The organism is Mesorhizobium sp. YL-MeA3-2017 (assembly GCF_030814575.1).
GTDB classification, from domain to species: Bacteria; Pseudomonadota; Alphaproteobacteria; order Rhizobiales; family Rhizobiaceae; genus Mesorhizobium; species Mesorhizobium terrae.
Window position 1 is genome coordinate 167197 of the sequence record NZ_JAUSVH010000001.1, and the last position, 24770, is coordinate 191966.

General features: G+C 61.7%; 24 protein-coding genes. 7 read left to right on the forward strand and 17 right to left on the reverse strand.

Translation table 11 applies throughout. The features are described 5' to 3' along the window. Positions 1-9: 9 nt before the first annotated feature. Positions 10-885 carry a LysR family transcriptional regulator gene (locus tag QFZ88_RS00665; RefSeq protein ID WP_024924038.1) on the reverse strand — a complete coding sequence of 292 codons (876 nt, stop codon included), beginning with the start codon at positions 883-885 and terminating at the stop codon, positions 10-12. A 213-nt stretch (positions 886-1098) separates the two neighbouring features. Between QFZ88_RS00665 and ampC the strand changes: the two genes are divergently transcribed. Then, complete coding sequence (gene ampC, locus QFZ88_RS00670) at positions 1099-2286, forward strand: class C beta-lactamase (protein WP_024924039.1); 1188 nt, start codon at positions 1099-1101, stop codon at positions 2284-2286. Between the two features lie 59 nt (positions 2287-2345). Here ampC and QFZ88_RS00675 read toward each other — a convergent pair whose 3' ends face one another. Continuing rightward, positions 2346-3098: an SDR family oxidoreductase gene (locus tag QFZ88_RS00675; RefSeq protein ID WP_024924040.1), complete on the reverse strand. Its 753-nt coding sequence runs from the start codon at positions 3096-3098 to the stop codon at positions 2346-2348. A 273-nt stretch (positions 3099-3371) separates the two neighbouring features. On the opposite strand from QFZ88_RS00675, the gene QFZ88_RS00680 reads away from it, so the two are divergent. After that, complete coding sequence (locus tag QFZ88_RS00680) at positions 3372-4742, forward strand: FAD/NAD(P)-binding protein (protein ID WP_024924041.1); 1371 nt, start codon at positions 3372-3374, stop codon at positions 4740-4742. Between the two features lie 62 nt (positions 4743-4804). Here the strand turns inward: QFZ88_RS00680 and QFZ88_RS00685 are convergent, their stop codons facing one another. Continuing rightward, positions 4805-5734 (reverse strand): LLM class flavin-dependent oxidoreductase, encoded by a 930-nt coding sequence (locus tag QFZ88_RS00685; RefSeq protein ID WP_024924042.1) that lies wholly within the window; start codon positions 5732-5734, stop codon positions 4805-4807. 86 nt (positions 5735-5820) lie between these two features. Next, positions 5821-5973 (reverse strand): hypothetical protein, encoded by a 153-nt coding sequence (locus tag QFZ88_RS00690; RefSeq protein WP_161773096.1) that lies wholly within the window; start codon positions 5971-5973, stop codon positions 5821-5823. A 276-nt stretch (positions 5974-6249) separates the two neighbouring features. On the opposite strand from QFZ88_RS00690, the gene QFZ88_RS00695 reads away from it, so the two are divergent. Together QFZ88_RS00695 and mazG are read left to right on the forward strand one after the other, a co-directional pair. Then, positions 6250-7434, forward strand: coding sequence for an aromatic amino acid transaminase (locus QFZ88_RS00695; RefSeq protein WP_024924043.1), 1185 nt, complete (start codon positions 6250-6252; stop codon positions 7432-7434). Between the two features lie 91 nt (positions 7435-7525). Then, a complete protein-coding gene (gene mazG / locus QFZ88_RS00700; protein ID WP_024924044.1) occupies positions 7526-8350 on the forward strand; it encodes a nucleoside triphosphate pyrophosphohydrolase in 825 nt (274 codons plus the stop codon). 41 nt (positions 8351-8391) lie between these two features. Here the strand turns inward: mazG and hflX are convergent, their stop codons facing one another. The 5 genes from hflX to QFZ88_RS00725 form a co-directional block, all read right to left on the reverse strand. After that, positions 8392-9780, reverse strand: a complete 1389-nt coding sequence (gene hflX / locus QFZ88_RS00705) for a GTPase HflX (protein WP_024924045.1) — start codon at positions 9778-9780, stop codon at positions 8392-8394. Next, a complete protein-coding gene (hfq, locus tag QFZ88_RS00710; RefSeq protein WP_018428055.1) occupies positions 9781-10026 on the reverse strand; it encodes an RNA chaperone Hfq in 246 nt (81 codons plus the stop codon). It abuts the gene before it with no gap. A gap of 144 nt (positions 10027-10170) precedes the next feature. Then, positions 10171-11034, reverse strand: a complete 864-nt coding sequence (locus QFZ88_RS00715) for a D-amino-acid transaminase (protein ID WP_024924046.1) — start codon at positions 11032-11034, stop codon at positions 10171-10173. Between the two features lie 100 nt (positions 11035-11134). After that, complete coding sequence (locus QFZ88_RS00720) at positions 11135-12496, reverse strand: sigma-54-dependent transcriptional regulator (RefSeq protein WP_024924047.1); 1362 nt, start codon at positions 12494-12496, stop codon at positions 11135-11137. Then, the gene (locus tag QFZ88_RS00725) at positions 12486-14774 is read right to left on the reverse strand and encodes a sensor histidine kinase NtrY-like (protein WP_024924048.1); all 2289 of its coding nucleotides are present in this window, start codon (positions 14772-14774) and stop codon (positions 12486-12488) included. Before QFZ88_RS00725 ends, QFZ88_RS00720 begins: the two co-directional genes overlap by 11 nt. Here QFZ88_RS00725 and QFZ88_RS00730 point away from each other — a divergent pair. Beyond that, positions 14686-14952, forward strand: coding sequence for a hypothetical protein (locus QFZ88_RS00730; RefSeq protein ID WP_162531501.1), 267 nt, complete (start codon positions 14686-14688; stop codon positions 14950-14952). The two genes, QFZ88_RS00725 and QFZ88_RS00730, sit on opposite strands and share 89 nt — an antisense overlap. Here QFZ88_RS00730 and ntrC read toward each other — a convergent pair. The 3 genes from ntrC to dusB are packed head-to-tail and all read right to left on the reverse strand — an operon-like array spanning position 14928 to position 18552. Then, the gene (gene ntrC / locus QFZ88_RS00735; RefSeq protein ID WP_024924049.1) at positions 14928-16388 is read right to left on the reverse strand and encodes a nitrogen regulation protein NR(I); all 1461 of its coding nucleotides are present in this window, start codon (positions 16386-16388) and stop codon (positions 14928-14930) included. The genes QFZ88_RS00730 and ntrC overlap by 25 nt on opposite strands. After that, positions 16385-17527, reverse strand: coding sequence for a two-component system sensor histidine kinase NtrB (locus QFZ88_RS00740; protein ID WP_024924050.1), 1143 nt, complete (start codon positions 17525-17527; stop codon positions 16385-16387). The genes ntrC and QFZ88_RS00740 overlap by 4 nt, the downstream gene beginning before the upstream one ends. Next, complete coding sequence (gene dusB, locus QFZ88_RS00745; RefSeq protein ID WP_024924051.1) at positions 17524-18552, reverse strand: tRNA dihydrouridine synthase DusB; 1029 nt, start codon at positions 18550-18552, stop codon at positions 17524-17526. The genes QFZ88_RS00740 and dusB overlap by 4 nt, the downstream gene beginning before the upstream one ends. A gap of 139 nt (positions 18553-18691) precedes the next feature. On the opposite strand from dusB, the gene QFZ88_RS00750 reads away from it, so the two are divergent. Both QFZ88_RS00750 and QFZ88_RS00755 read left to right on the forward strand, forming a co-directional pair. Beyond that, positions 18692-19921 carry a bifunctional 2-C-methyl-D-erythritol 4-phosphate cytidylyltransferase/2-C-methyl-D-erythritol 2,4-cyclodiphosphate synthase gene (locus tag QFZ88_RS00750; RefSeq protein ID WP_024924052.1) on the forward strand — a complete coding sequence of 410 codons (1230 nt, stop codon included), beginning with the start codon at positions 18692-18694 and terminating at the stop codon, positions 19919-19921. Then, positions 19918-20406 (forward strand): CinA family protein, encoded by a 489-nt coding sequence (locus QFZ88_RS00755; RefSeq protein ID WP_024924053.1) that lies wholly within the window; start codon positions 19918-19920, stop codon positions 20404-20406. Before QFZ88_RS00750 ends, QFZ88_RS00755 begins: the two co-directional genes overlap by 4 nt. Positions 20407-20409: 3 nt before the next feature. On the opposite strand, the gene QFZ88_RS00760 is transcribed toward QFZ88_RS00755, so the two are convergent. The 5 genes from QFZ88_RS00760 to lpdA form a co-directional block, all read right to left on the reverse strand. Further along, entirely contained in the window at positions 20410-21369 is a 960-nt protein-coding gene (locus QFZ88_RS00760) for a hypothetical protein (RefSeq protein WP_024924054.1), read from the reverse strand. Between the two features lie 40 nt (positions 21370-21409). Further along, the gene (locus QFZ88_RS00765; RefSeq protein ID WP_024924055.1) at positions 21410-21868 is read right to left on the reverse strand and encodes a type II toxin-antitoxin system RatA family toxin; all 459 of its coding nucleotides are present in this window, start codon (positions 21866-21868) and stop codon (positions 21410-21412) included. Positions 21869-21877: 9 nt separating this feature from the next. Continuing rightward, positions 21878-22885: a lipoyl synthase gene (gene lipA, locus QFZ88_RS00770; RefSeq protein WP_081766868.1), complete on the reverse strand. Its 1008-nt coding sequence runs from the start codon at positions 22883-22885 to the stop codon at positions 21878-21880. Positions 22886-22967: 82 nt separating this feature from the next. Further along, positions 22968-23225, reverse strand: coding sequence for a GlsB/YeaQ/YmgE family stress response membrane protein (locus QFZ88_RS00775; RefSeq protein ID WP_024924057.1), 258 nt, complete (start codon positions 23223-23225; stop codon positions 22968-22970). Positions 23226-23321: 96 nt separating this feature from the next. Further along, positions 23322-24764: a dihydrolipoyl dehydrogenase gene (gene lpdA, locus QFZ88_RS00780; protein WP_024924058.1), complete on the reverse strand. Its 1443-nt coding sequence runs from the start codon at positions 24762-24764 to the stop codon at positions 23322-23324. Positions 24765-24770 lie beyond the last annotated feature (6 nt).

A 24770-nucleotide genomic window follows, 5' to 3' on the forward strand; every position in this document is an offset into this window, starting at 1 on the left:
TCGAACCCATCAGGCGTTCGCTGCCTCCACCAGCCAGTCATGGAAAGCCACCATTGCCGGCGTTTCGGCGCGCGACTGCAGGCGAGTCAGCCAATAACTCCCCATGGTCACGGCAACGGAGAAGGGCTGCCGAATGGCGTCGGCCAAGAGGTGGCGGGAAAACATCAGCGGCGGCGCCAAGGCAATGCCGGCACCCTGGAAGGCCGCTTCCATCATGGCGAGCGAGGAATCGAAGACGATGCTCTTCGGCACCGGCATGTTAGCCGGCGCGCCGGCCGCGGCCAGCCATTGCGGCCACTCGTCGGCGCGGTAGGAACGCAGCAGCGTGTGCCTGGAAACGTCGGCCGGCGTGTGGAGCTGCTCCGCGATGCTGGGAACGCATAGCGCCGAAAGTGGTGCCTCCAGCAGTCGGACCGCCTCGACACCATGCCATGCCCCTGCCCCGAAGCGGATCGCGTAGTCCAGCCCCTCGGCGGCGATGTCGACACGGTTGTTGTTCGTGGAAAGACGCAGATCGATGAAAGGATGCCGCGCCTGGAAATCGGCGAGGCGCGGCAACAGCCAGCCGACCGCCAACGTCGCCACCGCACCGACGCGCAACACCTCGCGATAGTGGCCACCCTCGAAACGTTCCAGCGTTCCGGCGATGCGGTCGAACGCCTCGCGCAGCGCCGGCAGCAACGTTTCGCCTTCCGGCGTCAGCATCAGGCCGCGAGGCAGCCGGTTGAACAGGATGACGTTCAATTGGCCTTCGAGGCTCTTTACGTGATGGCTGACGGCGGCCTGCGTCACGCACAGCTCGATCGCCGCCTTGGTGAAGCTAAGGTGCCGCGCCGAAGCTTCGAATGCCCGCAGCGCGTTGAGGGGAAGATGAGGTCGAACCACGGAACACCCAAATTCTTCTAATGGCTGGCGCTAGATATCGTCGTTTGTTCGATGCGTACAGGCCACCTATACCAGCTTCACCCGATCGGCTTCCCTGCTTCAAATTACAGCCCGGATTTCGATATGCGGGTCTTTGGACATACAAAAGCGATCAACGACCGCAGCCCTCCCAGGCGCCGCGGATCGCACAACCACGAGGATGCTGTAGCTGCCATGAGAAATATTACCTTTTCGAGGCTTGGGTCTGTTGCTTTTGCCTGGCTCGCGCTCGGCGCGAATGCGCAGGCGGCGGAAAGCGAACAAGGTCAACTCGGCCGCATCGTCGCCAAGGCGATCGAACCGGTCATGAAGGAAAACGACGTTCTCGGCATGGCCGTTGCCGTTACCATCAAGGGCAAGCGCTACTTCTTCAACTACGGCGTGGCATCGAAGGAAAGCGGCCAGAAGGTCACTGAAAACACCATTTTCGAGATCGGTTCGATCAGCAAGACCTTCACCGCCACGCTTGCCGCCTATGCGCAGCAAACCGGTACGATGGCTCTATCGGATCCAGCGGTCAAATACATGCCGGCCTTGGCTGGCAGCGCGCTCGAGAAGGTCAGTCTGCTTGATCTCGGCACCTATGCCGCCGGCGGCCTGCCCCTGCAGTTTCCGGACAGCGTGAAGGGTCAGGATGGAATTGTCGCCTTCTTCAAGAGCTGGCGGCCGGACTATGCTGCCGGCACCTACCGCCAGTACTCCAACCCGAGCATCGGCCTCTTCGGAGAATTGGCCGCCAAGAGCATGGGCAAGCCTTTCGCTGATCTGATGGAGCAGAAGCTTTTCCCCGCGTTCGGCCTGACGAGCACCTTCATCAAGGTCCCTGAATCCCGCATGGCCGATTATGCTTTCGGCTATTCGAAGGCCGACAAGCCGATCCGAGTCTCGTCAGGTCCGTTCGGTTCGGAAGCCTATGGCGTCAAGACGACCTCGACGGATATGGCGCGGTATCTGGAACTGAACATGGACAGTTCCAGCCTCGATGCCGCGATGAAAGGCGCGATCGTCGCCACCCACACCGGATATTACAAAGTCGACAACACCACCCAGGGCCTGGGATGGGAGACCTATTCTTATCCGACGACACTCGACGTGCTGCTTGCCGGCAATTCATCGGACATGGCTCTCAAGCCACACAAGGTGGAAAGACTGGTTCCGCCGCAAGAGGCGGGAGATGACGTGCTGATCAACAAGACCGGCTCCACCAACGGCTTTGGTGCCTACGCCGTTTTCGTTCCGGCGGAAAAGATCGGCATCGTCATGCTGGCCAACAAAAGCTATCCCAACCCGATCCGGGTCAAGGCTGCATATCAGATCATCACGGCCATCGAAAAACAGCCGGGTCTGCTGAACGCCCGCTGACGCGTCACCATTTCTGATCCGAAACAGGCAACGGCGGCAAGGCACCAACCTTGTCGCCGTCACGGCGCGGCATATTGGCCACCATTGTCCGTGTCCAACACCATCGACAAGGTGACATGCCGCGGGCGCGTCAGCGCGAAGATCACAGCCTCGACGACATCGCGGTTGGTGCCGCGCCCGCCTTTGGCGCGATGCGCCACCTCCTCCCATTCGGGATCGGTTGGCAAAATATCGTCCAGATAGGGCGGATGGATCGTGATCGAGCGAACTGGCGAGCCGACCAGCATCTGCTTCAATCCTTCGGCAATCGCTGACTGGCCATGCTTGGCGGCATAGAATGGCACCGAGACCGTATGCAACGACGCGTTGAGTAGGCCGCTGATCGACCCGATCGTAACGATGTCGGGGCTTTCCGAACGCTCCAGCCCGGGCAGAAGCGCCTGCGTGAACAGGAACGTGCCGGTAATCGCGGCGTTGACCACGCCTGCGACTTCATCGGCCGTATAGGGCTCTTTCCGCCCCTCCAGCCACATCGCGCCATTGTTGACCAGAACGTCGACTGTCGGGTTGGAAGCTAAAATCGCCCGGCTTGCCTCAGTCACACTGCCTACATCAGCCAGGTCGACGGCAATACAGGTTGGTGCATTTCCAGTGCGTTCCACGATGATCGACGCGATATCGGCCAGCGCTTGTTCGTTGCGACCGCACAAAACGAGACGGGCTTCGAGTTCCGCCAGCGATATGGCAAGAGCCGCACCCAGCCCCCTTCCCGCACCGGTGATAACGACCAGCTTCCCTGCAAACCGTCCCACCAAACGAACCTCCCACAATCATCGAGTGAAGCGGACATAGGCGCCATCGGTATATTTTGCGAGACCTGCCGGGAACGGAATCCGTCCAACGCAGACCGGCCCCGCGAAAGGACACGAATGGACATCCGCCAACCGGCCATACCGAGCAACACCATTCCATCGTGCCGTTCCGAATGCGCATTCGATTGTTACGCAATGTCAGAATTTCAGCATTCCATTTCGCGCATTCGTCCTTAAGTTCACTATCCTTATGGACTTAAGGGAGGAGCGACGATGATCGAGCGTTCGCGCAATTCCGTCATCATCATTGGCGGTGGCGCCAGTGGCGTCATTCTCACAGCACATCTGTTGCGTTCGACCGATCCGGGTTTGCGTGTCACGCTGGTCGAGCGTCGCGACAGTTTCGGCAAGGGCATGGCCTATTCCACCATCTTGCCCGACCATCTCCTGAACGTCGCCGCCACCAATATGAGCGCGTTTCCCGATGATCCTGGCCACTACTGGCGCTGGCTCGTGGAAAACCGGCTCGTCGCGGCCAATGCCGGGCCGGTCTACACGCCACGCGGCATCTATGGGCGTTATCTCGAGCATGTTCTGGCCACTTGCGTCGAACGCGAAAGCGCTACCGGCCGCCTGCGGCTGGTGAAGCAGGAATGCATCGGTGTCGCCACCACGCAGGGCGGCGTCGAGGCACGGCTGGCCGACGGCACCAGCCTGGTCGGTCATGTCGTCGTGCTCGCCACCGGTCACGACGAGGCGCCGGCCACGGACCAGAATTTCGCGCTCCGTGTCGGCTCGGCCGAAGATACGCCACTGGACCCTGACGCCCGGGTGCTTGTGCTCGGAACCGGCCTCAGCATGGCCGACGCGTGGCTCACGCTCCAGCATCGTGGACACAAGGGCGAAGTCGTTGCCGTATCGCGACGCGGGCTGCTGCCCTGGCCGCACCAGAAGGGCAACCCGATCAAGCTCGACAGCGCCGACATCCCACTTGGTACTGAGCTCTCCTATTTCGTGGACTGGTTCCACAAACTGGTGCGCGAGACCGAAAAAGCCGGCGGCAACTGGCGCGACGTCGTCGATGGGCTGAGGCCGTTCAACCAGCGCATCTGGCAGAATTGGCCTGCTACCGCCAAACGCCGCTTTCTCGAACACACCAAGGCCTGGTGGGATATCCACCGCCACCGCATGGCGCCGCAGATCCATGCGAAGGTGAGCGAAGCTGTGCGTTCCGGCCGGTTAAGGCTCCTTGCAGCGCGCGTCCTCGATACGCAGCCGGACGGTGATCATGGACGCAAGGTGCGGCTCTTGCCGCGCCGCTCGCGCGAAACGGAAACACTGCATGTCGGTCGTGTCTATGACTGCACCGGCATCGTGAAGGACGTGTCGACCGGTTCGATTGCCGTCATCCGCTCGCTGACTGATCGCGGCCTGGCACGCCCTGACCCGTTGCGCCTCGGTCTCGACGTCACGCCGGACTGTGCGGTGATCGACGCAAGCGGCTCGGTTTCCGACCGGCTGTTCGCTGTCGGCCCGCTGACGCGCGGCACATTCTTCGAGATCGACGCCGTCCCCGATATCCGCAACCAGACGGCAAGGCTGGCGGGAAGATTGACGCAGCAAAGCGCGCCGGGCTTTCGCTGATTGCAGAAACGGAAGCGGCGCGATCCGTATAGACCGCGCCCCTCCATCTGTTGCCCGAAGCGTCAGAAGCCGTATCTTTGAACCAGATCGAAACGGCCGGCCGCGACGGCTGAGCTTGCGGCCCAAGCTGCGTCCCGCCGTGCCAGCGAGTTCCGCACGAAGGACGCGACATGGCCGAACGCATCGAGATCGGCCGTGGTCTCGATGCCCGCAACCATGAACTCGGATACGCCCGCATCGATGAAGCCAAGCAGCGAAAGTGCTGCCTGCGCCGGCAACCGAGGCAGGTCTGCGAAACCGGCATTGGCGTGTGCATCGTCTGCAACCCAATGAACAGGCAATGCGAAGCGAACCTTGCCTTGCCGACCGTGCCTTGCCGCCGCCGCGCGGACCCGGCCTGCCAATAGCCGCGCCTCGTCCGGAGAACCGGCTGTCAGTTCAAAGACGTCGGCATGCTTGCCGGCAACGTTCAGCGCTGTTCCGGAAAGCCCACTCATGCGGATCGGCACATGGACGCTCGGAGGCTGCTTGCGCGGCACGAAGCCGCCGGCAACGCTGTAGAACGGCCCCTCATGGTCGATCGGCCTTTCATTCGCCCACAGCCGCTTCAACAGCATCAGATACTCGTCCGTACGCCGCCAGAATGCGATGTGGCTGGGTTGCCACTCAGTGTCTGCGAAGCCTCGAGCAGGTACGCGCAACGAGATGCGGCCGTCGCTCAGTGCTTGCAAGGCAACCACGCGACGCGCGGCCGTCACAGGATCCAGTTCTCCGGCCCCATGCGTGACGACGAGTTGCAGCGATTTGAAGCGAGCCGCAACGGCCTCATCGAGCTCTGCGAGTGGCGCGCCCCGTTCTTCGAGTTGCCAGGACCGGAAGCCCGCATTCCAGGCGAGCGCCGGCGCTACATCGCCGCTCCGGACGCGAGCATCGCCGGTGTTGGACAGTGGTTCAGTGTTATTGGGGGGCACGAAAGTGAACACGACGCTCATCACAACTTCTCCCTTGTTGTGGCTGACAGGCGGGTGATTCAACTCCTACAAAACGCCAGACGCTTGCAGGCTGCCTGGCGAGAGCCTCAGTGCACGAGGCCGAGGACAAAGGCGCCGGCAAAGAGGAAGGATATGGCGAACACCGCATAAGGCGCGAACGCACCTGCAAGAGCCGGCGCTGCTGGGCTGCTATTCTTGCGGGTCTTGCGACCGGCGGTCTGGATTTGGAAATGCGCCACAGCGTCCTCCATTTCCTTTAGTCTATAAACTCAGTAGATTTTGTCGATTGCTATTTTTGACGAAGCGATAGCATGGCTTTCTCAGATGCCTCGACGGCTTCGAACTTTGTTCCGCGAAATTGCCATGCGGCGCGGTTAGGCGCGCTCCAATATCCGCATCGTCCTTTCTGGCCGTTCGCTTTGGCGGCCAATGCAAAAACTCTGGCGATACCCGGGCATTTTTCGTATCACAGCGCCGCGCCCGCCCGGCGGCGCTATACGATGGAACCCGCTCCGATGTTCGAAGACTTGCAGCCCGCGCCGACAGACAAGATCCTGGCCCTGATCGGCCTTTATCGCGCGGACCCGCGCACCGACAAAGTCGATCTCGGCGTCGGCGTCTACAAGGACCGCGCGGGCAAGACCGTGGTGATGCGCGCCGTACGCGCGGCTGAAAAGCGCCTGCTGGAGACGCAGGACACCAAGACCTATCTCGGTCTGGCCGGCGACCTTGCTTTCAACGCCGCAATGGCGGATCTCGTATTCGGTAAGAGCGCCGACGTCACACGCATTCGCTCCGCGCAAGCGCCGGGCGGCTCCGGTGCGCTGCGCCTGGCGGCCGAGCTTCTCAAGCGCACCAGGCCGGATGCCGTGGTGTGGATTTCCAACCCGACCTGGCCGAACCACATCCCCATGATGCGCGGCGCCGGCCTGACTGTCCGGGAATACCCCTATTTCGATGCGGAAAGCGGCACCGTGCGCTTCGACGCCATGCTGGCGGCGTTGAAGGAAGCCAAGAGCGGCGATGCCGTGCTTTTGCACGGGTGCTGCCACAACCCGACCGGCGCCAATCTGACAGCGGCTCAATGGGCCGAAGTGGCGGACCTGCTGGTAGCGCGCGGCCTGCTGCCTTTCGTCGACATCGCTTACCAGGGGTTTGGCGAAGGCCTTGAGGCCGATGCAGCCGGTCTGCGCATCGTCGCGGGCAAGGTGCCGGAAATGCTGGTCGCGGCCAGCTGTTCCAAGAACTTTGCCGTCTATCGCGACCGCGTTGGCGCGGCGATGATCATGGGCAGGACTGGCCCGGAAGCTGACATGGCCCAAGGCCACATGCTGGCCGCAGCCCGCACGCTCTATTCCATGCCGCCGGATCACGGTGCGGCGGCGGTCCGTATCGTCCTCGAAGACAAGGACCTGCGAGCCGATTGGGAAGCCGAGCTTGAGGAAATGCGCCAGCGCATGCTGCGACTGCGCGTCGCCTTCGCCGAGGCGTTGCGCCGCCAGTCCAATTCCGATCGCTTCGACTTCATCGCCGAGCATCGCGGCATGTTCTCGCGCCTCGGCCTGCGCGAAGACCAGGTTGAGCGGCTCCGGGCCGAACACGGCGTCTATATGGTTGGTGACAGCCGCATCAACGTAGCGGGTCTACCTGAGGATGGGCTGGACAAGCTCGCCAAGGCGATCGTTTCAGTGCTCGACTAGGCTGCCGCGACAGTCAGCCAGACTGTGGACAAACGGCCAATGCCACATACCGGCATTGGCCGTTTTGCCGAGCGCGGGCTAGCATCCGGCCATGAAGCCCTCCAAGGACATCTCCCGCCTCATCGAAATCATGGCGGCGCTGCGCGCGCCGGTCACCGGCTGCCCGTGGGATGTCGAGCAGACCTTTTCTACCATCGCGCCTTACACGATCGAGGAAGCCTACGAGGTGGCGGATGCCATCGCCCGCGACGACATGGACAACCTGCGCGAGGAACTCGGCGACCTCCTGCTTCAGGTTGTCTATCACGCGCAAATGGCTGACGAAGAAGGTGAATTTGCTTTCGGCGATGTGGTCGAAGCCATCACCAGGAAGATGATCCGCCGCCACCCGCACGTCTTCGGCGACCAAGAGGCGCGCGATGCCGGCATGGCCAAGGGCATGTGGGAAAAGATCAAGGCCGAGGAGAAGGCGGAGCGTCGCGCCGCCCGACTGGAGCGCGGGCAGGACCCCGAGGATCATGGCAACGGGTTCCTGGATTCCGTGCCGGTCGCCCTGCCCGCTCTCACCCGGGCGTTGAAGCTGCAGGAGAAAGCGGCCCGTGTCGGTTTCGATTGGAGCGAGGCCGCTCCGATCCTCGACAAGATCGAGGAAGAGGTCGCCGAACTGCGCGAAGCACTTGCCAAGGGCGACACCGCCTCGATCAAGGACGAATTCGGCGACATGCTGTTCGCCGTCGTCAATCTCGGCCGTCATCTCAAGGTCGATTCGGAGGCCGCGCTCGCCGGCACCAACGATAAATTCCGCAAACGCTTTCACTATGTGGAACGGACGCTGGACCAGTCAGGCGGCAGCCTGGAGCAGGCGACATTGGATGAAATGGAAGCGCTCTGGCAGAAAGCCAAGAGCGAGCCCTAAACGACGACTAATCCTGGCGAAATGGCTATAGCGAGCGCAAGCTAGCCTTGGATCCGGCGATGCAGGCGACCTTCGATCTCTTCCCGCGCGCTTTCCGTCGCCATCAGCGAAAGTAAAACGCTGCCGTCCTCGTTGTCGGTGCGCGCAACAACGTCGCCGTTGCGATAGAGCCAGTCGACCAGCCCAAGCTGTGCCGGCTGCAAGGTGACTTCGACCCGCTGCAATTCACCCGACACGCGGGTCTCGATCAGCGACTTAAGTGCATCGATGCCTTCGCCCGTCACCGCGGAAATGGCAACCGGCGGACGCCTGCCGTCGGCGCTCTCCGCCAGCAGGCGGTCGCGATTGCCTTCGTCTAGCAGGTCGATCTTGTTCCAGACCTCGACGACACGGTCGGTGTTGGCGGCATCCACACCAAGATCGGCCAGGATGCGTTCCACATCCTCGGCCTGCGCGGCAGTGTCCGGGTCCGAAATATCGCGCAAGTGAATTACAAGATCGGCCTCCACCACCTCTTCCAACGTCGCTCGGAAGGCCGCCACCAGATGTGTCGGCAGATCGGAGATGAAGCCGACCGTGTCAGACAGAATTACCGGTGTGCCATGCGGCAGCCGTACACGGCGCAGCGTGGGATCGAGCGTCGCGAACAACATGTCCTCTGCCAACACCCCCGCCCCCGTCAACAGGTTGAACAGGGTCGACTTGCCGGCATTGGTGTAGCCGACGATGGCAACCACGGGAAAAGGCACCTTCTTGCGTTTGGCCCGATGCAGATCGCGCGTGCGCCGCACCGTCTCCAATTCACGCTTCAGCCGGATGATCTTCTCTTGCAGGGCACGGCGGTCGGCCTCGATCTGCGTTTCGCCCGGGCCGCCCAGAAAACCGGCGCCGCCACGCTGGCGCTCAAGGTGGGTCCAGCTGCGCACCAGCCGGCCCTTCTGGTAGTTGAGATGTGCGAGTTCGACCTGCAGCGTGCCTTCCTTGGTGCGGGCGCGCTCGCCGAAAATCTCAAGGATGAGACCGGTGCGGTCCAACACCTTGACGTTCAATTCCTTCTCCAGATTGCGCTGCTGCACCGGAGTGAGCGGATGGTCGATGATGGCCAGTTCCGCGTGCTTGTCCTTGACCGCCTCTGCCAGTTCAGAAACCTTGCCCGAGCCGAGCAGGGTCGCCGGTCGCGGTTCCGCGACAATGGTGATTGAAGTCTGGACTGGATCGAGATCGATGGCGCGGGTCAGGCCGACGGCTTCATCGAGCCGCGCCTCGGGCGACCGTGCCAGTCGCACCCGGCCGCTGTCGTCCTCCTGCCTGGGATGATTCGGCAGCACGGGCACAATGACGAGGGCGCGGGTGGCTTTGTCGCCGCCCTCGCCCTTAACGTCTGTTGATTGTCCGCGGCCTTTGCGGCCCGCGTCACCTTGCTTGGTCAATTAGCCGCCTTGGCTTTCCTCACCATCGAACATCTGAACCGGTTGGCTCGGCATGATCGTGGAAATGGCATGTTTGTAAACGAGCTGGGAATGCCCGTCACGCCGCAGCAATACGCAGAAATTGTCGAACGAGGTCACGACCCCGGTCAACTTCACTCCGTTGATGAGGAAGATCGTCAGTGGGTTCTTGCTCTTGCGCACCGAGTTCAGGAATAGGTCCTGAAGATTTTGCGAACGCTCTGCCATTGTTCTTATCTTTCGCCGATCCCCTTCGGTATGCATGCCAATGCGCCAAAATACTCGGCGTATGTCAAGCTTGCAGACATGCTTGTCGTCAACAACGACAAGTAGAACGAGATATATTGATGTCCATTCCTGTTGTGCCGGTTATCAGGCCGGACTTTTTTCCGCAACGTCAAAAAACGCTTGTCTCAACGAAAGTGTTACCGATCCAGGGTGGCCGTTGGCAACGGCCTGACCGTCGATGGCTACAACCGGCATGGCGATCAGGGTTGCCGAACTGACAAAGGCTTCGCGCGCCGTTTTCGCCTCATCGACCGTGAACGCCCGTTCCTCGATTCGCAGGCCAAGCTTGGCTGCGACGTCGAAGATCGTCGTGCGGGTGATGCCGCGCAGGATTCCCGTGTCGGCCGGCCGCGTTACCAGCGCGCCGTCCCGGGTCACGATCCATGCGTTGGTCGAGCCGCCTTCCTTGACGGTACCATCGGGATCGACAAACCAGGCCTCCTGCGCGCCGGCCTCCTTGGCTTTCTGCTTGGCCAGGACGTTGGGCAGCAGCCCAATGGTCTTGATGTCGACGCGCTCCCAGCGGTTCTCCGGAACCGTGATCACCTTCACGCCGGACTCGGCCTTCCTGGCGGATGCGGCGGGATCGACCCGCTTCGCCGTCACCACCAGCGAGGACGGTGTATCCGGCGAGGGGAAGACGTGATCGCGCGGAGCGACGCCGCGCGTCACCTGCAGATAAACCAGCCCGTTGACCACGCGATTGCGGCGTACCACTTCGCGAACGATAATCGCCAGCGCCTTGCGGTCGACCGGCCATGCCATGGCCAGTTCCCGCAACGACCTGTCGAGGCGCTCAAGATGACGGGTCATGTCGACGATGAAGCCGCGCGCGACCTCGCACACCTCGTAGACGCCGTCTGCGAACTGATAACCGCGATCCTCAATATGCACGGCGGCGTCACGGTGCGCGACATAGCGTCCGTTGACATAGGCAATGCGCGGCATGGCGAACCCTCTGAAATATTAGGCTTTCTTACGCGATTCCGGTGGTCGCGTATCGAACAATGGCATGGTCCAGCCGGCCGTGGCAGCGGCCGGCGGATAATCAGACACCCAGCGACTTCAGCTTGCGGTGCAGAGCGGAGCGCTCCATGCCGATGAATTCGGCGGTCTTGGAGATGTTACCGCCGAAGCGGTTGATCTGGGCGATCAGATAGTCCTTCTCGAATTGCTCGCGCGCCTCGCGCAACGGCAGCGCCATGATGTGCTGGTCCGACTGGTTGGGCGTACGCGGCATCACGTCGCCGATTTCCGACGGCAACAGTTCCGCGGTGATCGGCACCTCGACATCGTCGCCACGTGCCAAAATCATCAGCCGTTCAATGTTGTTGCGCAGCTGGCGCACATTGCCCGGCCAGTTATGGGCCTGCAGCACAGCCAAGGCATCGTCGCCGATGCGGCGCGGCTTGATACCCGCTTGCCTGGCGATCTGCTTGACGAAAGTGTCGACCAGATAGGGAATGTCCTCGCGCCGCTCGGCAAGCCCGGGCACCGAGACCGGCACGACGGCCAGACGGTGGTAGAGGTCTTCGCGGAAACGACCCTCGGCGATCATCGCCTCGAGGTTCTGTGCCGTCGAGGAAATGATACGGACATCCACCTTCACGCGCTTGGTGCCACCCACACGCTCGAACTGTTGCTCGACCAGAACGCGCAGGATCTTGTTCTGGGTCTCGCGCGGCATGTCGGCCACTTCATCGATGTAGAGAATGCCGCGATGTGCCTCCTCCAGCGCACCGACCTTGCGCTCGGTGCCGTTCGATTCGGTGCCGAATAGCTCGATCTCCATGCGCTCTGGCGTGATGTTGGCGGCGCTCAACGTCACGAACGGTCCGCTTTTGCGGGCCGACAGCGCATGGATCGCGCGGGCCGCCAATTCCTTGCCGGAACCGGAGGGGCCGATGATCATGATGCGGCTGTTGGTCGGCGCCACGCGCTCGATTGTCTGGCGCAACTGGCTCATCGCTGACGACATACCAATCAGGTCAAACGTCTCGCCGCTGCGTTGCTTGAGATCCGAGACCTCGCGTTTGAGCTTGGAGGTTTCCAGCGCGCGCTCGGCGACGAGGATCAACCGGTCGGCCTTGAACGGTTTCTCGATGAAATCATAAGCACCGCGCCGGATGGCCGAGACGGCGGTCTCGATGTTGCCGTGGCCGGAAATCATCACCACCGGCAGGTTGGGATGCAGCGTCTTGATCTCGTCCAGCAGCGCCAGACCGTCGAGACGCGAACCCTGCAGCCAGATGTCGAGGAAGATCAAGCGCGGCGCGCGATCCGCGATCGCCGCCAAGGCGCTGTCGGCATCGTGGGCCGTGCGCGTTTCATGCCCCTCGTCACTCAGGATACCGGCAACCAGTTCGCGGATGTCTTCTTCGTCGTCGACGACAAGAATATCAGACGCCATTACCGACCTTCTCAGTTTCTCGTTCGTTTTCCGCCATGCCGCGGCCACCTGATGCGGCGCCGCTCGAAGGCAGGATGATGCTGATCATCGCCCCTCGCCCGCCGTGGAAGTCGGCCGGCGCATCGTGCAGTTCCAGCCGGCCGCCATGGTCTTCCACGATCTTTTTGACAATCGCGAGGCCAAGGCCGGTGCCTTTCTCGCGTGTCGTCATATAGGGCTCCAGCAGACGCTGGCGATTCTCGCGCGGCAGGCCTTTGCCATTGTCGATCACGTCCACCCGGATCGAACCGTCCTTGGGTGTTGCCTGGATACGGATCACGCCGCTTCCACCGGGAGCGAACTGCATACCTTCCATGGCTTCGGCGGCATTCTTGATCACATTGCCGAATGCCTGCGACAGCAGGCGGTTGTCGAAGGTACCCTTGAGCGGGCGGTCGCCGAAATCGCGCTCGAAAGCGATGTCCGAGCGACTGACCTCCACCAGGAAGGACGCCTCGCGCAACGGCTCGCGCAGGTCGATCGCCTTCATCTCGGGCTTCGGCATGCGCGCGAAGGCTGAGAACTCATCGACCATGCGGCCAATATCCTCGACCTGCCTGATGATGGTGTCCGTGCACTGGTCGAAGACCTCGCGGTCTTCGGTGATGACCTTGCCATAGCGGCGGCGAATGCGCTCGGCCGAGAGCTGGATCGGGGTCAGCGGGTTCTTGATCTCGTGAGCGATGCGCCGCGCGACGTCAGCCCAGGCGGAGGTGCGCTGCGCGGTGACAAGATCGGTGATGTCGTCCACGGTCACGACGTAGGACTTGTCGCTCTCGTAGTCCTGATCCTGGTCTTCCTCGATGGTGACCTGGACGTTGAAAGTGCGCTCGGCGCCGGCACGGAAGAAGGTGACTTGCTCACGATAGACCGGCTTGCCGGACTTGCGACCGATTTCGAGCACCCGACCGACATGCGGCAAGGCTGCGGACAAGTTCTGTCCCAGCGCCGCATCCGACGACATGGCCAGCATTGCCTCGGCCGACTTGTTGACGATGGTGATGGTGCCGAACGGATCGACGCCGATGACGCCCGATGTCACGCCGGCAAGCACTGCCTCCGAGAACCTGAGGCGCTCGTCGGCGAGGTCCTTGGCCGTCAGGATTTCGTTGCGCTGCGATTTCAGCTCGAACAGCATGTTGTTGAACGTCTCGCCCAGCGAGGCAACGTCGCCGTCGGACTGACGCACCGGCACCGAAACGTCGAGATTGCCGGTCGCCACCTCGTCGGCGGCGCCGATCAGTTGGCGGATCGGCCGCACCAGACGGTCGGCCACCGCGATGCCCGTCCAGATCGCCGACAGGATGACGATCAGTGTCAAGGACAGGTAAGGCAGTGCGAATGCCACCTGCGAGAAGGATCGATTGCCCTCAAGGCCACTATATTCACTCGTATTGGCCCTGACGATCTCACGCGCCTTGATCACTTCCGGATCGACGACACGGATCGTGTAGAGATAGAGCCCCTCGATCTCCTTCAGCTTGATGATCGCGCCCATGATGTTGCGCGTGCGTGGCTCGATCAGCAGCGGCGTGCCATTCTGGGCTTCCTTGACCGCACCGTTCGGCGGCTCCGGCATCGGGAAGTCGGCACTGGTCTTGGCGCTGAGCACGAAACCGCCATCGGCATTGACCAGCGCTGCATGGGCAAGGCCGCGCCCGACAGCCTCCTTATTCATCAGGTCGATGAAGCCGGTGCGGTCGAGCCCGTAAAGCGTCCGCGAGCTGTCGAGATCATAGGCCATGGACAGCGTCGTGCCCTGCAGGTTGCGGGCGTTCTCCTGCACATAGGCGTCCGCGATCGACAGCGATGAATTGATGATCGTCTTGGTGCGGATTTCGAACCAGCGATCAAGACCGATGTTGAGCGTGATCGAGGCGATGATGGCGACCAGGATCGCCGGCACCGCTGCCACCAGCCCGAACATCGCCACAATACGCACATGCAGCCGCGATGCAGCCTTGCCGGTGCGGCGCGCCATGATGATTCGCCGCGCCTCGCGGGCGATCAGTGCGGCGAGGAAAAGGATGAACAGCGCGTTGAGGCCGATCAGCCAGAGCGTCGTCGTTCTATCGGGCACGATCGGCGTTGCCCCGACCAGAATCGCAAAGGAAATGCCGGCCATTAGCAGCGCGCCGAGGATCGCAACGATGCCAGGCAGCGCCATCAGCCGCCTGGCTTCCTGCACCCCGGTTCGTCGAAACAATGATCCGCTCAATGTGATGGCCTGCTCAGCCATTTCGCCGCTTGCTGTCATGATTGCGTCGCATCTATGCAACGCATTGTGGCGAATATGCAACAAGACGCCCGATCACAAAAATCTTTCGGCACCTCATCAACCGAAATTTGTTTGCGTCGTCGCGAAGCTCGCGACGGCGGGATTTCGCCGCGATCAGTTCGGTCGCGATCCGCGATAAACGTTGACGCCGAGGTCCCGGATCTTCTTGCGCAACGTGTTGCGATTGAGGCCGAGCAGGTCGGCGGCACGGATCTGGTTGCCGCGCGTCGCTGTCATCGCGGCCAAGACCAACGGGTGCTCCATTTCTTCGAGGATGCGCTGGTAGAGGCCAGGCGGCGGCAATTCATCGCCGAAAGAGGCGAAATAGCGCTGCAGATAGTGCTCCACCGCCTGGCTGATCGACAGGTCGTCGGGGATCAGCGCGTTGGCGCTGGGCACAACTGGCGCTTCCGCCGTCTTGAGCTCGGCTTCGATGATTTCGGCGGAAATCTCATCCTGCGGATAAAGTGCTGCCAACCGGCGCACCAGGTTTTCCAACTCGCGTACATTGCCCGGCCAAGGATAACGCTTCATCAGCTCGATGCCGGCGGGCACGATGCGCTTGGTCTGCAAGCCTTCCTTGGCGCCAAGCTTGAAGAAATGCCGTACCAGGTCCGGAATGTCCTCGGCGCGTTCGCGCAGGCCGGGAAGCCGCAACGGCACGACATTGAGGCGATAGAACAAATCCTCGCGGAACAGGCCTTGATTGATCAGCGTGCGCAAATCCTTGTTGGTGGCAGCAACGATGCGCACGTCCGTCTTGATCGGCGTGCGTCCGCCAACGGTCGTGTATTCGCCCTGCTGCAAAACACGCAGCAGCCTGGTCTGTGCCTCCATCGGCATGTCGCCGATCTCGTCCAGGAACAGCGTGCCGCCCTCAGCCTGTTCGAAGCGGCCGGTGGAGCGGTTCTGCGCTCCGGTAAAGGCGCCCTTCTCGTGACCGAACAATTCGGATTCAATCAGGTCGCGCGGGATCGCCGCCATGTTGATGGCAACAAACGGCCCGCCTCTGCGACGCCCATATTCGTGTAGCGCACGCGCGACCAACTCCTTGCCGGTGCCCGATTCGCCGCTGATCATCACCGTAAGGTCCGTCTGCATCATGCGCGCCAGCATGCGGTAGATGTCTTGCATGGCGGCCGAACGACCAACCAGCGGCATGGTCTCGGGTTGCTCCTCCGGTCGAATATCAGCCTTCGGACGGCGCGGTTCGGCGAGCGCCCGGCCCACGATGTTAAGCAGCTCGGTCAGGTCGAACGGCTTCGGCAGGTATTCGTAGGCGCCTGTCTCGGAAGCACGGATAGCGGTCATGAAAGTGTTCTGCGCGCTCATGACGATAACCGGCAGTTCTGGCCGCGCCTTCTTGATGCGTGGCAGCATGTCGAAGGCATTCTCATCGGGCATGACCACGTCGGTGACGACGATGTCGCCCTCGCCCGCAGCCACCCAGCGCCACAAGGTCGAGGCATTGGACGTAACCCGCACTTCATGGCCGGCGCGCGACAGCGCCTGGTTGAGCACGGTGCGGATCGCCGCATCGTCGTCGGCGACAAGAATGGTGCCGCGAGCGGTCATATGCGGTGATCTCCTTCGTCGTCATGCATTTCCGGCGCCGGGTCTTTCCAGACTGGCAACAGCACGCGAAACGTGGTGCCGCGCGGCGTCGAATCGCATTCGATGATGCCGCCGTGCTCGCCGACGATCTTGGCAACCAGCGCCAGACCGAGCCCCGAACCATTCGGTTTTGTGGTGATGAACGGGTCGAACAGGATCGGCAGGATGTCTTCCGAGACGCCGGAACCGTTGTCGTGCACGCAGAATTCCAGCGGCAGCGACACGCGATCCTGCGTACCTGGCACCGACATGCGAATGCCGGGGCGGAACGCCGTCGTCAGCGTGATCTCGCCGAGCGGGTCGGAACCGACCGCTTCGGCCGCGTTCTTGACCAGGTTCAGGAACACCTGGATGAGCTGATCACGATTGCCGTAGACCGAAGGAAGCGATGGATCATAGTCTTCCATGATCTTGATCCGGTTGGCAAAACCGTTCCGGGCGATCGCCTTCACATGATCGAGCACGACATGGATGTTGACGGGATAACGGTCGATCGGCCGCTCGTCCGAAAACACCTCCATGCGGTCGACCAGCGACACGATACGATCGGTTTCGTCGGTGATCAGCCGGGTCAACGCCCGATCCTCGTCGGAGGCGGAAAGTTCAAGCAATTGGGCAGCGCCGCGGATGCCGGACAACGGGTTCTTGATCTCGTGCGCCAGCATGGCGGCAAGGCCGGTAACCGAACGGGCAGCCCCGCGATGCGTCATCTGCCGATCGATCTTGTCGGCCATCGAGCGTTCCTGGAACATCACGACGACGGAATCCGGGAATTCCGGCACCGGCGCCGCGTAAAGGTCGACGATCTTCTCGATGCCGAGGCGCGGCGAAGACACATCCACTCGGTATTCGTTGACCGGCGCATGCCGTTCTCGAACCTGGTCGACCAGGGTTAGTAGCGGGCTGCCGAAGGGAATCAATTTGGCCAGCGTATTGCGCGCCAGCATGGTCGCACTGGAGCGGAAGAAGTCCTCGGCATCGGCGTTGGCATAGGTGATATGGCCTTCCGGCCCCACCATGATCACCGGACGGCGGATGGTGTTGAGCAGGATCTGCGCGGCATCGGCCATGTCCGCGACTGGAGCCATCGCAACGGTCATGCCGCGCTCCTGATCGCTTCGACTTCGCTGTCGCGCGCAAACGCCTCACGCAACAAGGCGATGACGCGCTCGGGTTCGAAGCTGGTGAGGATATCCTTGCGCAGGTCGGCAGCAGACGCAGCGGCGTGTCGATCAAGATACCAGCCGAGATGTTTCCGGGCCTGCCTCAATCCGCTTTCGATGCCATAATGCGCCAGCATATCCTCGTAGTGCGCGACGACATATTCGCCAAGTTCCGCGGCACTCCCCGGCAAGCTCACGGATTCGCCACCACTTGCGACAGCGGCGAGTGCGCCGGCCGTCCACGGCGCGCCATAATGAGCGCGACCGACCATGACCGCATCGGCGCCCGACTGGTCGAGGATCACTGCCGCATCGGCTGGTGAGGCAACATCGCCATTGGCGACGACGGGGATCGATACGGCATCTTTCACGCGGGCGATCGCGCGCCAATCTGCTTTGCCCTGGTAGAACTGGCAGCGTGTGCGGCCGTGCACCGTCACCATCCTGACGCCGGCCTGTTCGGCGCGCCGTGCCAGCATCGGCGCGTTCAGCGCGTCTTCGTCCCAGCCGAGCCGCATCTTGACGGTCACCGGCACCTCGACCGCGCCGATGACGGCTTCAATCAAGGTCAATGCGTGATCGAGATCGCGCATCAGCGCCGAGCCGGCATAGCCGCCGGTCACCTTCTTCGCCGGACAGCCCATATTGATGTCGATGATGTCGGCGCCTTCGCCGGCAGCGATCCGTGCGGCCTCAGCCATGTGAGCCGCCTCGCGTCCGGCGAGTTGCACCATGTGTACAGGCAGGCCGGAATGGCGAATGCGCAGGTCGAATCCGGCCCTGCCCCGCGCCAGTTCGCCACTGGCAACCATCTCCGAAACCACAAGGCCGGCCCCATGCGCATAAGCGCGTTTGCGGAACGGCTCGTCGGTGATGCCGGACATGGGCGCCAGGAAGATGCGATTGCGCAACTCCACCCCACCCACATCGAGCGGCAAGGCGAGTTTCTCAGGATTGGTCATGCACAAAAACCAAGCAATATCTAGTGTTGCCTATTCCCTAGCCAGATCGGAATGATTGTGCAATGCAGAATGAACATGCATTGCGGCTTATTTGGGAAAATGCTGGCCTTCCGCGCCGCCCACGACTAAGCGTCTGCGCATGAAGGAACCGAGCGCAATCAAGGCTGTCGCCACAGATCGCCGTGTTGCCGCCGTCATCGTGGCGGCAGGCCGCGGCGAACGCGCCGGGCAGGCCGAGGGGCCCAAGCAGTACCGCCGCATCGGCGGCCGCGCCATCCTTGCCCATACGCTGGAGACCTTTCTTGCGCATCCGCAAGTCGGCCAGGTGGTGGTCGTGATTCATGGCGACGACCAGGAGTTGCTGCGCAAGGCGATAGGCGACAACCTCGAACGGGTCGCAATCGTCACCGGCGGTCCGACAAGACAGGATTCAGTACGTCTCGGTCTTTTGGAACTGGCAGCGCAGGCGCCAGACAGGGTTCTCATCCACGACGCGGTGCGACCGTTCTGCGATGCGGACCTGATCGACAGGGTGATTGACGTCATCGGCGCCAACCAGGGCGCGCTGCCGGCCTTGCCCGTGGCCGATACGCTGAAACGCGAGGGCCGCGACGGCACCATCGGCGAGACGGTGCCGCGCGCTGGCCTCCATGCCGCGCAGACGCCGCAGGGATTTCCTTTCCGGCCGATCCTCGAAGCGCATGAAAGAGCACATCAGGCCGGCCGCAGTGATTTCACCGACGATGCAGCGATAGCCGAATGGGCGCGCATCCCGGTCAAGATCGTCGCCGGCTCGCCGGACAACGTCAAACTCACCTGGGCACGGGATATCGCGATGGCGGATCAGAGGATTCACGGCGAACGGTCGAACTTTCCCGACATCCGCACCGGCAACGGCTACGATGTCCACGCCTTCGAGCCGGGAGATCATGTCATGCTCTGTGGCGTCGCCATCCCGCATGATCGCAAGCTGTCTGGCCATTCCGATGCCGATGTCGGCCTGCATGCCTTGACCGACGCGCTGCTCGCCACCTGCGGTGCCGGCGATATCGGCACGCATTTCCCGCCTTCCGACCCCCAGTGGAAGGGTGCCGCCTCGCGCCTGTTCGTAGAGCACGCCGCCAGGCTGGTACGCACACATGGCGGCCGCATCGCCAATGCCGATATCACGCTGATCTGCGAGGCGCCCCGCGTCGGCCCACATCGCGAGGCGATGACGGCGGCTTTGTCCAATATGCTTGGCATCTCGCCCGAACGCGTCTCGATCAAGGCGACAACCAATGAGAAACTTGGTTTTGTCGGGCGACAGGAAGGCATAGCGGCAATCGCCACGGCAAGTGTCGTCTATCCCGGAGAAGTACCGGAATGAACGACCTCACCGAACTCGCCGATCGTTTCCTGAAAACCTGCGCGGCGCGCGGGATCATGGCGGCAACGGCCGAAAGCTGCACCGGCGGCATGATCGTTGCGCATCTGACCGATATTGCCGGCTCTTCCACGGTGGTCGATCGCGGTTTCGTCACCTACTCGAACGAGGCCAAGATGGACATGTTGGGCGTCGAGCCGGCAACATTGCGGGCCTTTGGCGCCGTTTCGGCCGAAACCGCGCGGGAAATGGCCGCCGGTGCGCTCGCCCGATCGCGGGCCGGCATCACCCTTGCCGTCACCGGTATTGCCGGGCCGGACGGCGGTTCGCTGGAAAAGCCGGTTGGACTAGTCTGGTTCGGGATGGCGCTGTCTGGCCGCCCCGCAGTCGCCGAACAGCGCATCTTCGACAATCGCGGCCGCGACTTCATCCGCCGCGAGACCGTCAGGCACGCTCTTGAGATGGGATTGAAGGCGCTCGCTGTCTGAAGCCTACTTCGTCTTCAGCCAAGGCGTGGCGGTACTCCAGAAGATGATGTCGGCGCCAAGATAATCTTCTGCAAAGCGCGCGAACTCGCCCTTGCTGAACGGCTTGTGGGTTTTCGGGTTTTTGTAGGTTAAAGTCGGTTCCTGCACCGCCATGGCGACAAGCGACAGTTTCCCCTTGTATTTGTTGAAGAACGGATAGGAGTTCTTCATCTGCGCCTTGCGGCCTGGGACGATGTCGGGACCGCCGAGCCCGACGCCATTGGCGCTGGCGAATTCAAACATACGCCCCATGTAATTGTGATCATTGTCCCATTCGCATGGCCAGAAATTCACATATTGCACCACATGCGACTTGGTGAACGCTTTTCGCGCAAAAGACAGGTTTTCTAATTCGCCGGCAAAGTAATTGTCGCAACTGAAGCCTTTGGGCGGCGCTTTTTCGTCGAGGTCGATAGCGGTTTCCGGCAGGTTCACGCCGAAAACCCGACCGTCGAAGCGCGCTGCAAGAGCCGCGAGCAATGCCTGATACCGTTGGCGAACGGCGGGGTTCCACTGTTGCGCCACCCAGCCGGATCCAATTGGCTTGTTTTCGCCCGGATTGTCGAATTGCGGAGACAAACCGCCACCATACGCCGGATCGCTCATCAGATAGCCGGGGACGTATTTCGCATCTGGTTCGAAAAAACGGTCCTGGATCTGGATGAAAAGCTTCTTTTTCAGACCATCGAGAGCGGCAAGGTCCTTTTCGATCGCGGAGAAATCATACTTGTCCTTCTCCGGCTCCAACGCCCGCCAATTGTAGACGATTTGCGCCCCTTCTATATCTTGCCGACTAATTACATTCATCGCCTCATCGAGATCGCCTGCACTCGTATAGATGAAATTGCGGGGCTTCTCGGCTCGAGCCGGCAGCGAGACGGCAAGCAAAGCGACGGCAACGGCAAGACCGGCTATCTTGACCAAGGGTGGTCTCCTGTAGGGATCGCCGAGGGGCTTCAGCTTTTCAGGCGGGAGGATTTCGTCCGTAAATTACATCGGCGCGCTTCTCGAACGCCTCGGAAAACATGCGGAAGGCACGGTCGAACATCGTGCCCATCATCACGCCCAAAATGCGGCTCTTGAACTCGTAGTCGATGAAGAATCGGACGAAACAACCGTCGCTGGCCGGCTCGAAGCCCCAAATGTTGCTCAGATATTTGAACGGGCCGTCGATGTATTTCACATCGATGATGTGCTCGTCCGGCTTGAGCAACACCTGGGTGGTAAACGTCTCGCGAATGGCCTTGTAGCCGATGCTCATATCGGCGATCAGAACGGTACGCCCGTCACGCTCGCGTCGCGAGCGAACCGAAAGCGCCTCGCACAGCGGCAGGAATTGCGGATACTGCTCAACGTCAGCGACCAGCGCGAACATCTGGTCCGGACTGTGCGATACACGCCGCGTCGCCTCGAATTTCGGCATGAAACCGGCTTATTGAGCGGATTTCTTGAGCTGCTCCTCGCGTGCCGCGCGCAGGCGGGCGAAATCCTCGCCAGCGTGGTGCGAGGAACGCGTCAGCGGGCTCGAAGCCATGAGAAGAAAGCCCTTGCTCTTGCCGACGATGGCATAGGACTGGAATTCTTCCGGCGTGACGAAGCTCTTCACCGGATGGTGCTTCTTCGACGGTTGCAAATATTGGCCGATGGTCATGAAGTCGACGTCGGCCGAGCGCAGGTCATCCATCAATTGCAGTACTTCGTTACGCTCCTCGCCGAGCCCGACCATGATGCCGGACTTGGTGAAGATTGACGGATCAAGCTCCTTCACGCGCTGCAGAAGCCGGATCGAGTGAAAATAGCGCGCACCGGGGCGCACCGTCAGATAGTTGGACGGCACTGTCTCCAGATTGTGGTTGAAGACGTCGGGTCTGGCCGCCACGACGATCTCCAGTGCGCCTTCCTTGCGCAGGAAATCCGGGGTCAGAATTTCGATGGTCGTGGTCGGTGCTGCGGCGCGAATGGCCTGGATGACCTCGGCAAAATGCTGGGCGCCGCCGTCGGCCAGATCGTCGCGGTCGACCGATGTAATGACAACATGGGTCAGGCCCATCGTCTTGACGGCCTGAGCCACGCGGTTCGGCTCGTCTGCGTCGAGCGCGGTCGGAATGCCGGTGGCGACATTGCAGAAGGCGCATGCCCGCGTGCAGATCTCGCCCATGATCATGAATGTGGCGTGCTTCTTTTCCCAGCATTCGCCGATATTGGGGCAGCCGGCCTCCTCGCACACGGTCACCAGCTTGTGCGACTTCACGATCTCGCGCGTCTCGGCATAGCCCTTGGAAACCGGCGCCTTGACGCGGATCCAGTCCGGCTTGCGCAGCACCTCCTGGTCCGGCCGATGCGCCTTCTCAGGATGACGGGGACGTGGTTTGTTGGCGACGAGATCGAGAACGGTGACCATCTGAAACCTGTTTCCTGCGGCAAGCGCTGTGCGCTTCATCTAAGACTTTTCGCGGCAAAGAAAAAGGCCGACGCTGTGCATGCCGCGACGGCCTTTTTTGCATGGCGGATCGTGTGGGCGTTCAGCGCCGCACGAGGCGGCCGGCCCAGATCAGCAGACAGGCGCCGATGAAGCCGGTGATCAGATAGGCAACCCAGCCGACACCGAACACGCCGAGATTCAGCGCTTGTAGGATGGCATTCAGCACGACCGCGCCGACAATGCCCAGAACGATATTCATGAAAATGCCGGTGTTGCTCTTCATCACCATCTCGGCCAGCCACCCCGCCAGACCTCCGATGATGATGGCCGCAATCCAGCCAACGCCATTGACGCTCATCTGCACCCTCCTTGCTGCTTGGCGAACAAATTCGCATAAGCCAACGTTTCCCGCAGCGTTCCGGTTCCACGGTCAGAAGCGCGGATGAGCGCTTTTTCACGCGTTCAGAACCCGTCCATAGGCATCGAGCACGCTTTCCTTCATCGTCTCCGACAGGGTCGGGTGAGGGAAGATGGTGTGCATCAGCTCTTCCTCGGTGGTTTCCAGGTTCATGGCGACCACGAAACCCTGGATGAGTTCGGTCACTTCGGCTCCCACCATATGGGCACCGAGCAACTGCCCGGTCTTCTTGTCGAAGATCGTCTTGACCAGGCCCTGGTCTTCGCCGAGCGCAACCGCCTTGCCGTTGGCCACGAACTGGAAGCGGCCGACGCGGATATCCTTGCCCTGCTCCTTGGCCTTGGCCTCGGTGAGGCCGACGGACGCGACCTGCGGGCTGCAATAGGTGCAACCGGGGATTTTCAGCTTGTCCATCGGGTGGACATGAAGGCCCGCGATCTTTTCCATGCAGATAACGGCCTCGTGCTCGGCCTTGTGTGCCAGCATGGGCGGCCCGGCGACATCGCCGATCGCATAAATACCTGGAACATTGGTGCGGCAGAATTCGTCGATGACGATGGCGCCACGATCGATCTTCACGCCCACCGTCTCCAGCCCGAGATTCTCGGTGTTGCACTGGACGCCGACAGCCGAAATCATGCGGTCGGCGGTAATCGTCTGTGTCTTGCCGTCCTTGCCCTCGACTGTTGCAGTGACGGAATTAGCGCCCTTCTCAACCTTGGTGACTTTGGTCTCAAGCAGGATCTTCATGCCCTGCTTCTCGAGCTGCTTTTTAGCCCAGGTGGAAATCTCGGCGTCTTCGACCGGCATGATCTGCGGCATGATCTCGACCACGGTCACATCGACACCCATGGTGCGGTAGAAGGAGGCGAATTCGATGCCGATGGCGCCGGAGCCCATCACCAGCAGCGATTTCGGCATCTGCGGCGGCACCATCGCCTCGAAATAGGTCCAGATCAGCTTGCCGTCCGGCTCGATGCCCGGCAGCGCGCGCGGCCGCGCACCCGTGGCGATCACAATGTGCGTGGCCGTATAAGTGCCCTCGCCCTTGGTGCCCTTCGGAATCGGCCCCATCGGCTCCATCGGCTTCTTCGAGGTCTTGCCAACGACGATCTCGCCCGGCTTGGTGATCTTGGCTTCACCCCAGATCACGTCGACCTTGTTCTTCTTCATCAGGAAACCGACGCCATTGTTCATGCGCTGGGCGATGCCGCGCGAACGGTCCACGATACCCTTGATGTCCGGCGTGATCGTGCCTTCGAGCTTAAGGCCGTAATTCTTGGCATGTTCGGCGTAGTGGAGGATTTCGGCCGAACGCAACAGCGCCTTGGTCGGGATACAGCCCCAGTTGGAGCAGATACCGGCCAGATGCTCGCGCTCGACGATCGCCGTCTTGAAGCCGAGCTGCGCCGAGCGGATGGCCGCGATATAGCCACCCGGACCGGAACCGATGATGATGACGTCGTAATTGTCAGCCATGTTCTT

Coding starts and splice junctions, on each gene's coding strand:
- QFZ88_RS00755 (WP_024924053.1), top strand. CDS start 19,918: ATGAACGACCTCACCGAACTCGCCGATCGTTTCCTGAAAACCTGCGCG.
- dusB (WP_024924051.1), bottom strand. CDS start 18,552: ATGACCAATCCTGAGAAACTCGCCTTGCCGCTCGATGTGGGTGGGGTG.
- QFZ88_RS00750 (WP_024924052.1), top strand. CDS start 18,692: ATGAAGGAACCGAGCGCAATCAAGGCTGTCGCCACAGATCGCCGTGTT.
- QFZ88_RS00695 (WP_024924043.1), top strand. CDS start 6,250: ATGTTCGAAGACTTGCAGCCCGCGCCGACAGACAAGATCCTGGCCCTG.
- ntrC (WP_024924049.1), bottom strand. CDS start 16,388: ATGACCGCTCGCGGCACCATTCTTGTCGCCGACGACGATGCGGCGATC.
- ampC (WP_024924039.1), top strand. CDS start 1,099: ATGAGAAATATTACCTTTTCGAGGCTTGGGTCTGTTGCTTTTGCCTGG.
- QFZ88_RS00680 (WP_024924041.1), top strand. CDS start 3,372: ATGATCGAGCGTTCGCGCAATTCCGTCATCATCATTGGCGGTGGCGCC.
- QFZ88_RS00685 (WP_024924042.1), bottom strand. CDS start 5,734: ATGAGCGTCGTGTTCACTTTCGTGCCCCCCAATAACACTGAACCACTG.
- QFZ88_RS00775 (WP_024924057.1), bottom strand. CDS start 23,225: ATGAGCGTCAATGGCGTTGGCTGGATTGCGGCCATCATCATCGGAGGT.
- QFZ88_RS00765 (WP_024924055.1), bottom strand. CDS start 21,868: ATGCCGAAATTCGAGGCGACGCGGCGTGTATCGCACAGTCCGGACCAG.
- QFZ88_RS00720 (WP_024924047.1), bottom strand. CDS start 12,496: ATGGCGTCTGATATTCTTGTCGTCGACGACGAAGAAGACATCCGCGAA.
- lipA (WP_081766868.1), bottom strand. CDS start 22,885: ATGAAGCGCACAGCGCTTGCCGCAGGAAACAGGTTTCAGATGGTCACC.
- lpdA (WP_024924058.1), bottom strand. CDS start 24,764: ATGGCTGACAATTACGACGTCATCATCATCGGTTCCGGTCCGGGTGGC.
- hfq (WP_018428055.1), bottom strand. CDS start 10,026: ATGGCAGAGCGTTCGCAAAATCTTCAGGACCTATTCCTGAACTCGGTG.
- QFZ88_RS00715 (WP_024924046.1), bottom strand. CDS start 11,034: ATGCCGCGCATTGCCTATGTCAACGGACGCTATGTCGCGCACCGTGAC.
- QFZ88_RS00725 (WP_024924048.1), bottom strand. CDS start 14,774: ATGGCTGAGCAGGCCATCACATTGAGCGGATCATTGTTTCGACGAACC.
- QFZ88_RS00740 (WP_024924050.1), bottom strand. CDS start 17,527: ATGACCGTTGCGATGGCTCCAGTCGCGGACATGGCCGATGCCGCGCAG.
- QFZ88_RS00730 (WP_162531501.1), top strand. CDS start 14,686: ATGCCAGGCAGCGCCATCAGCCGCCTGGCTTCCTGCACCCCGGTTCGT.
- mazG (WP_024924044.1), top strand. CDS start 7,526: ATGAAGCCCTCCAAGGACATCTCCCGCCTCATCGAAATCATGGCGGCG.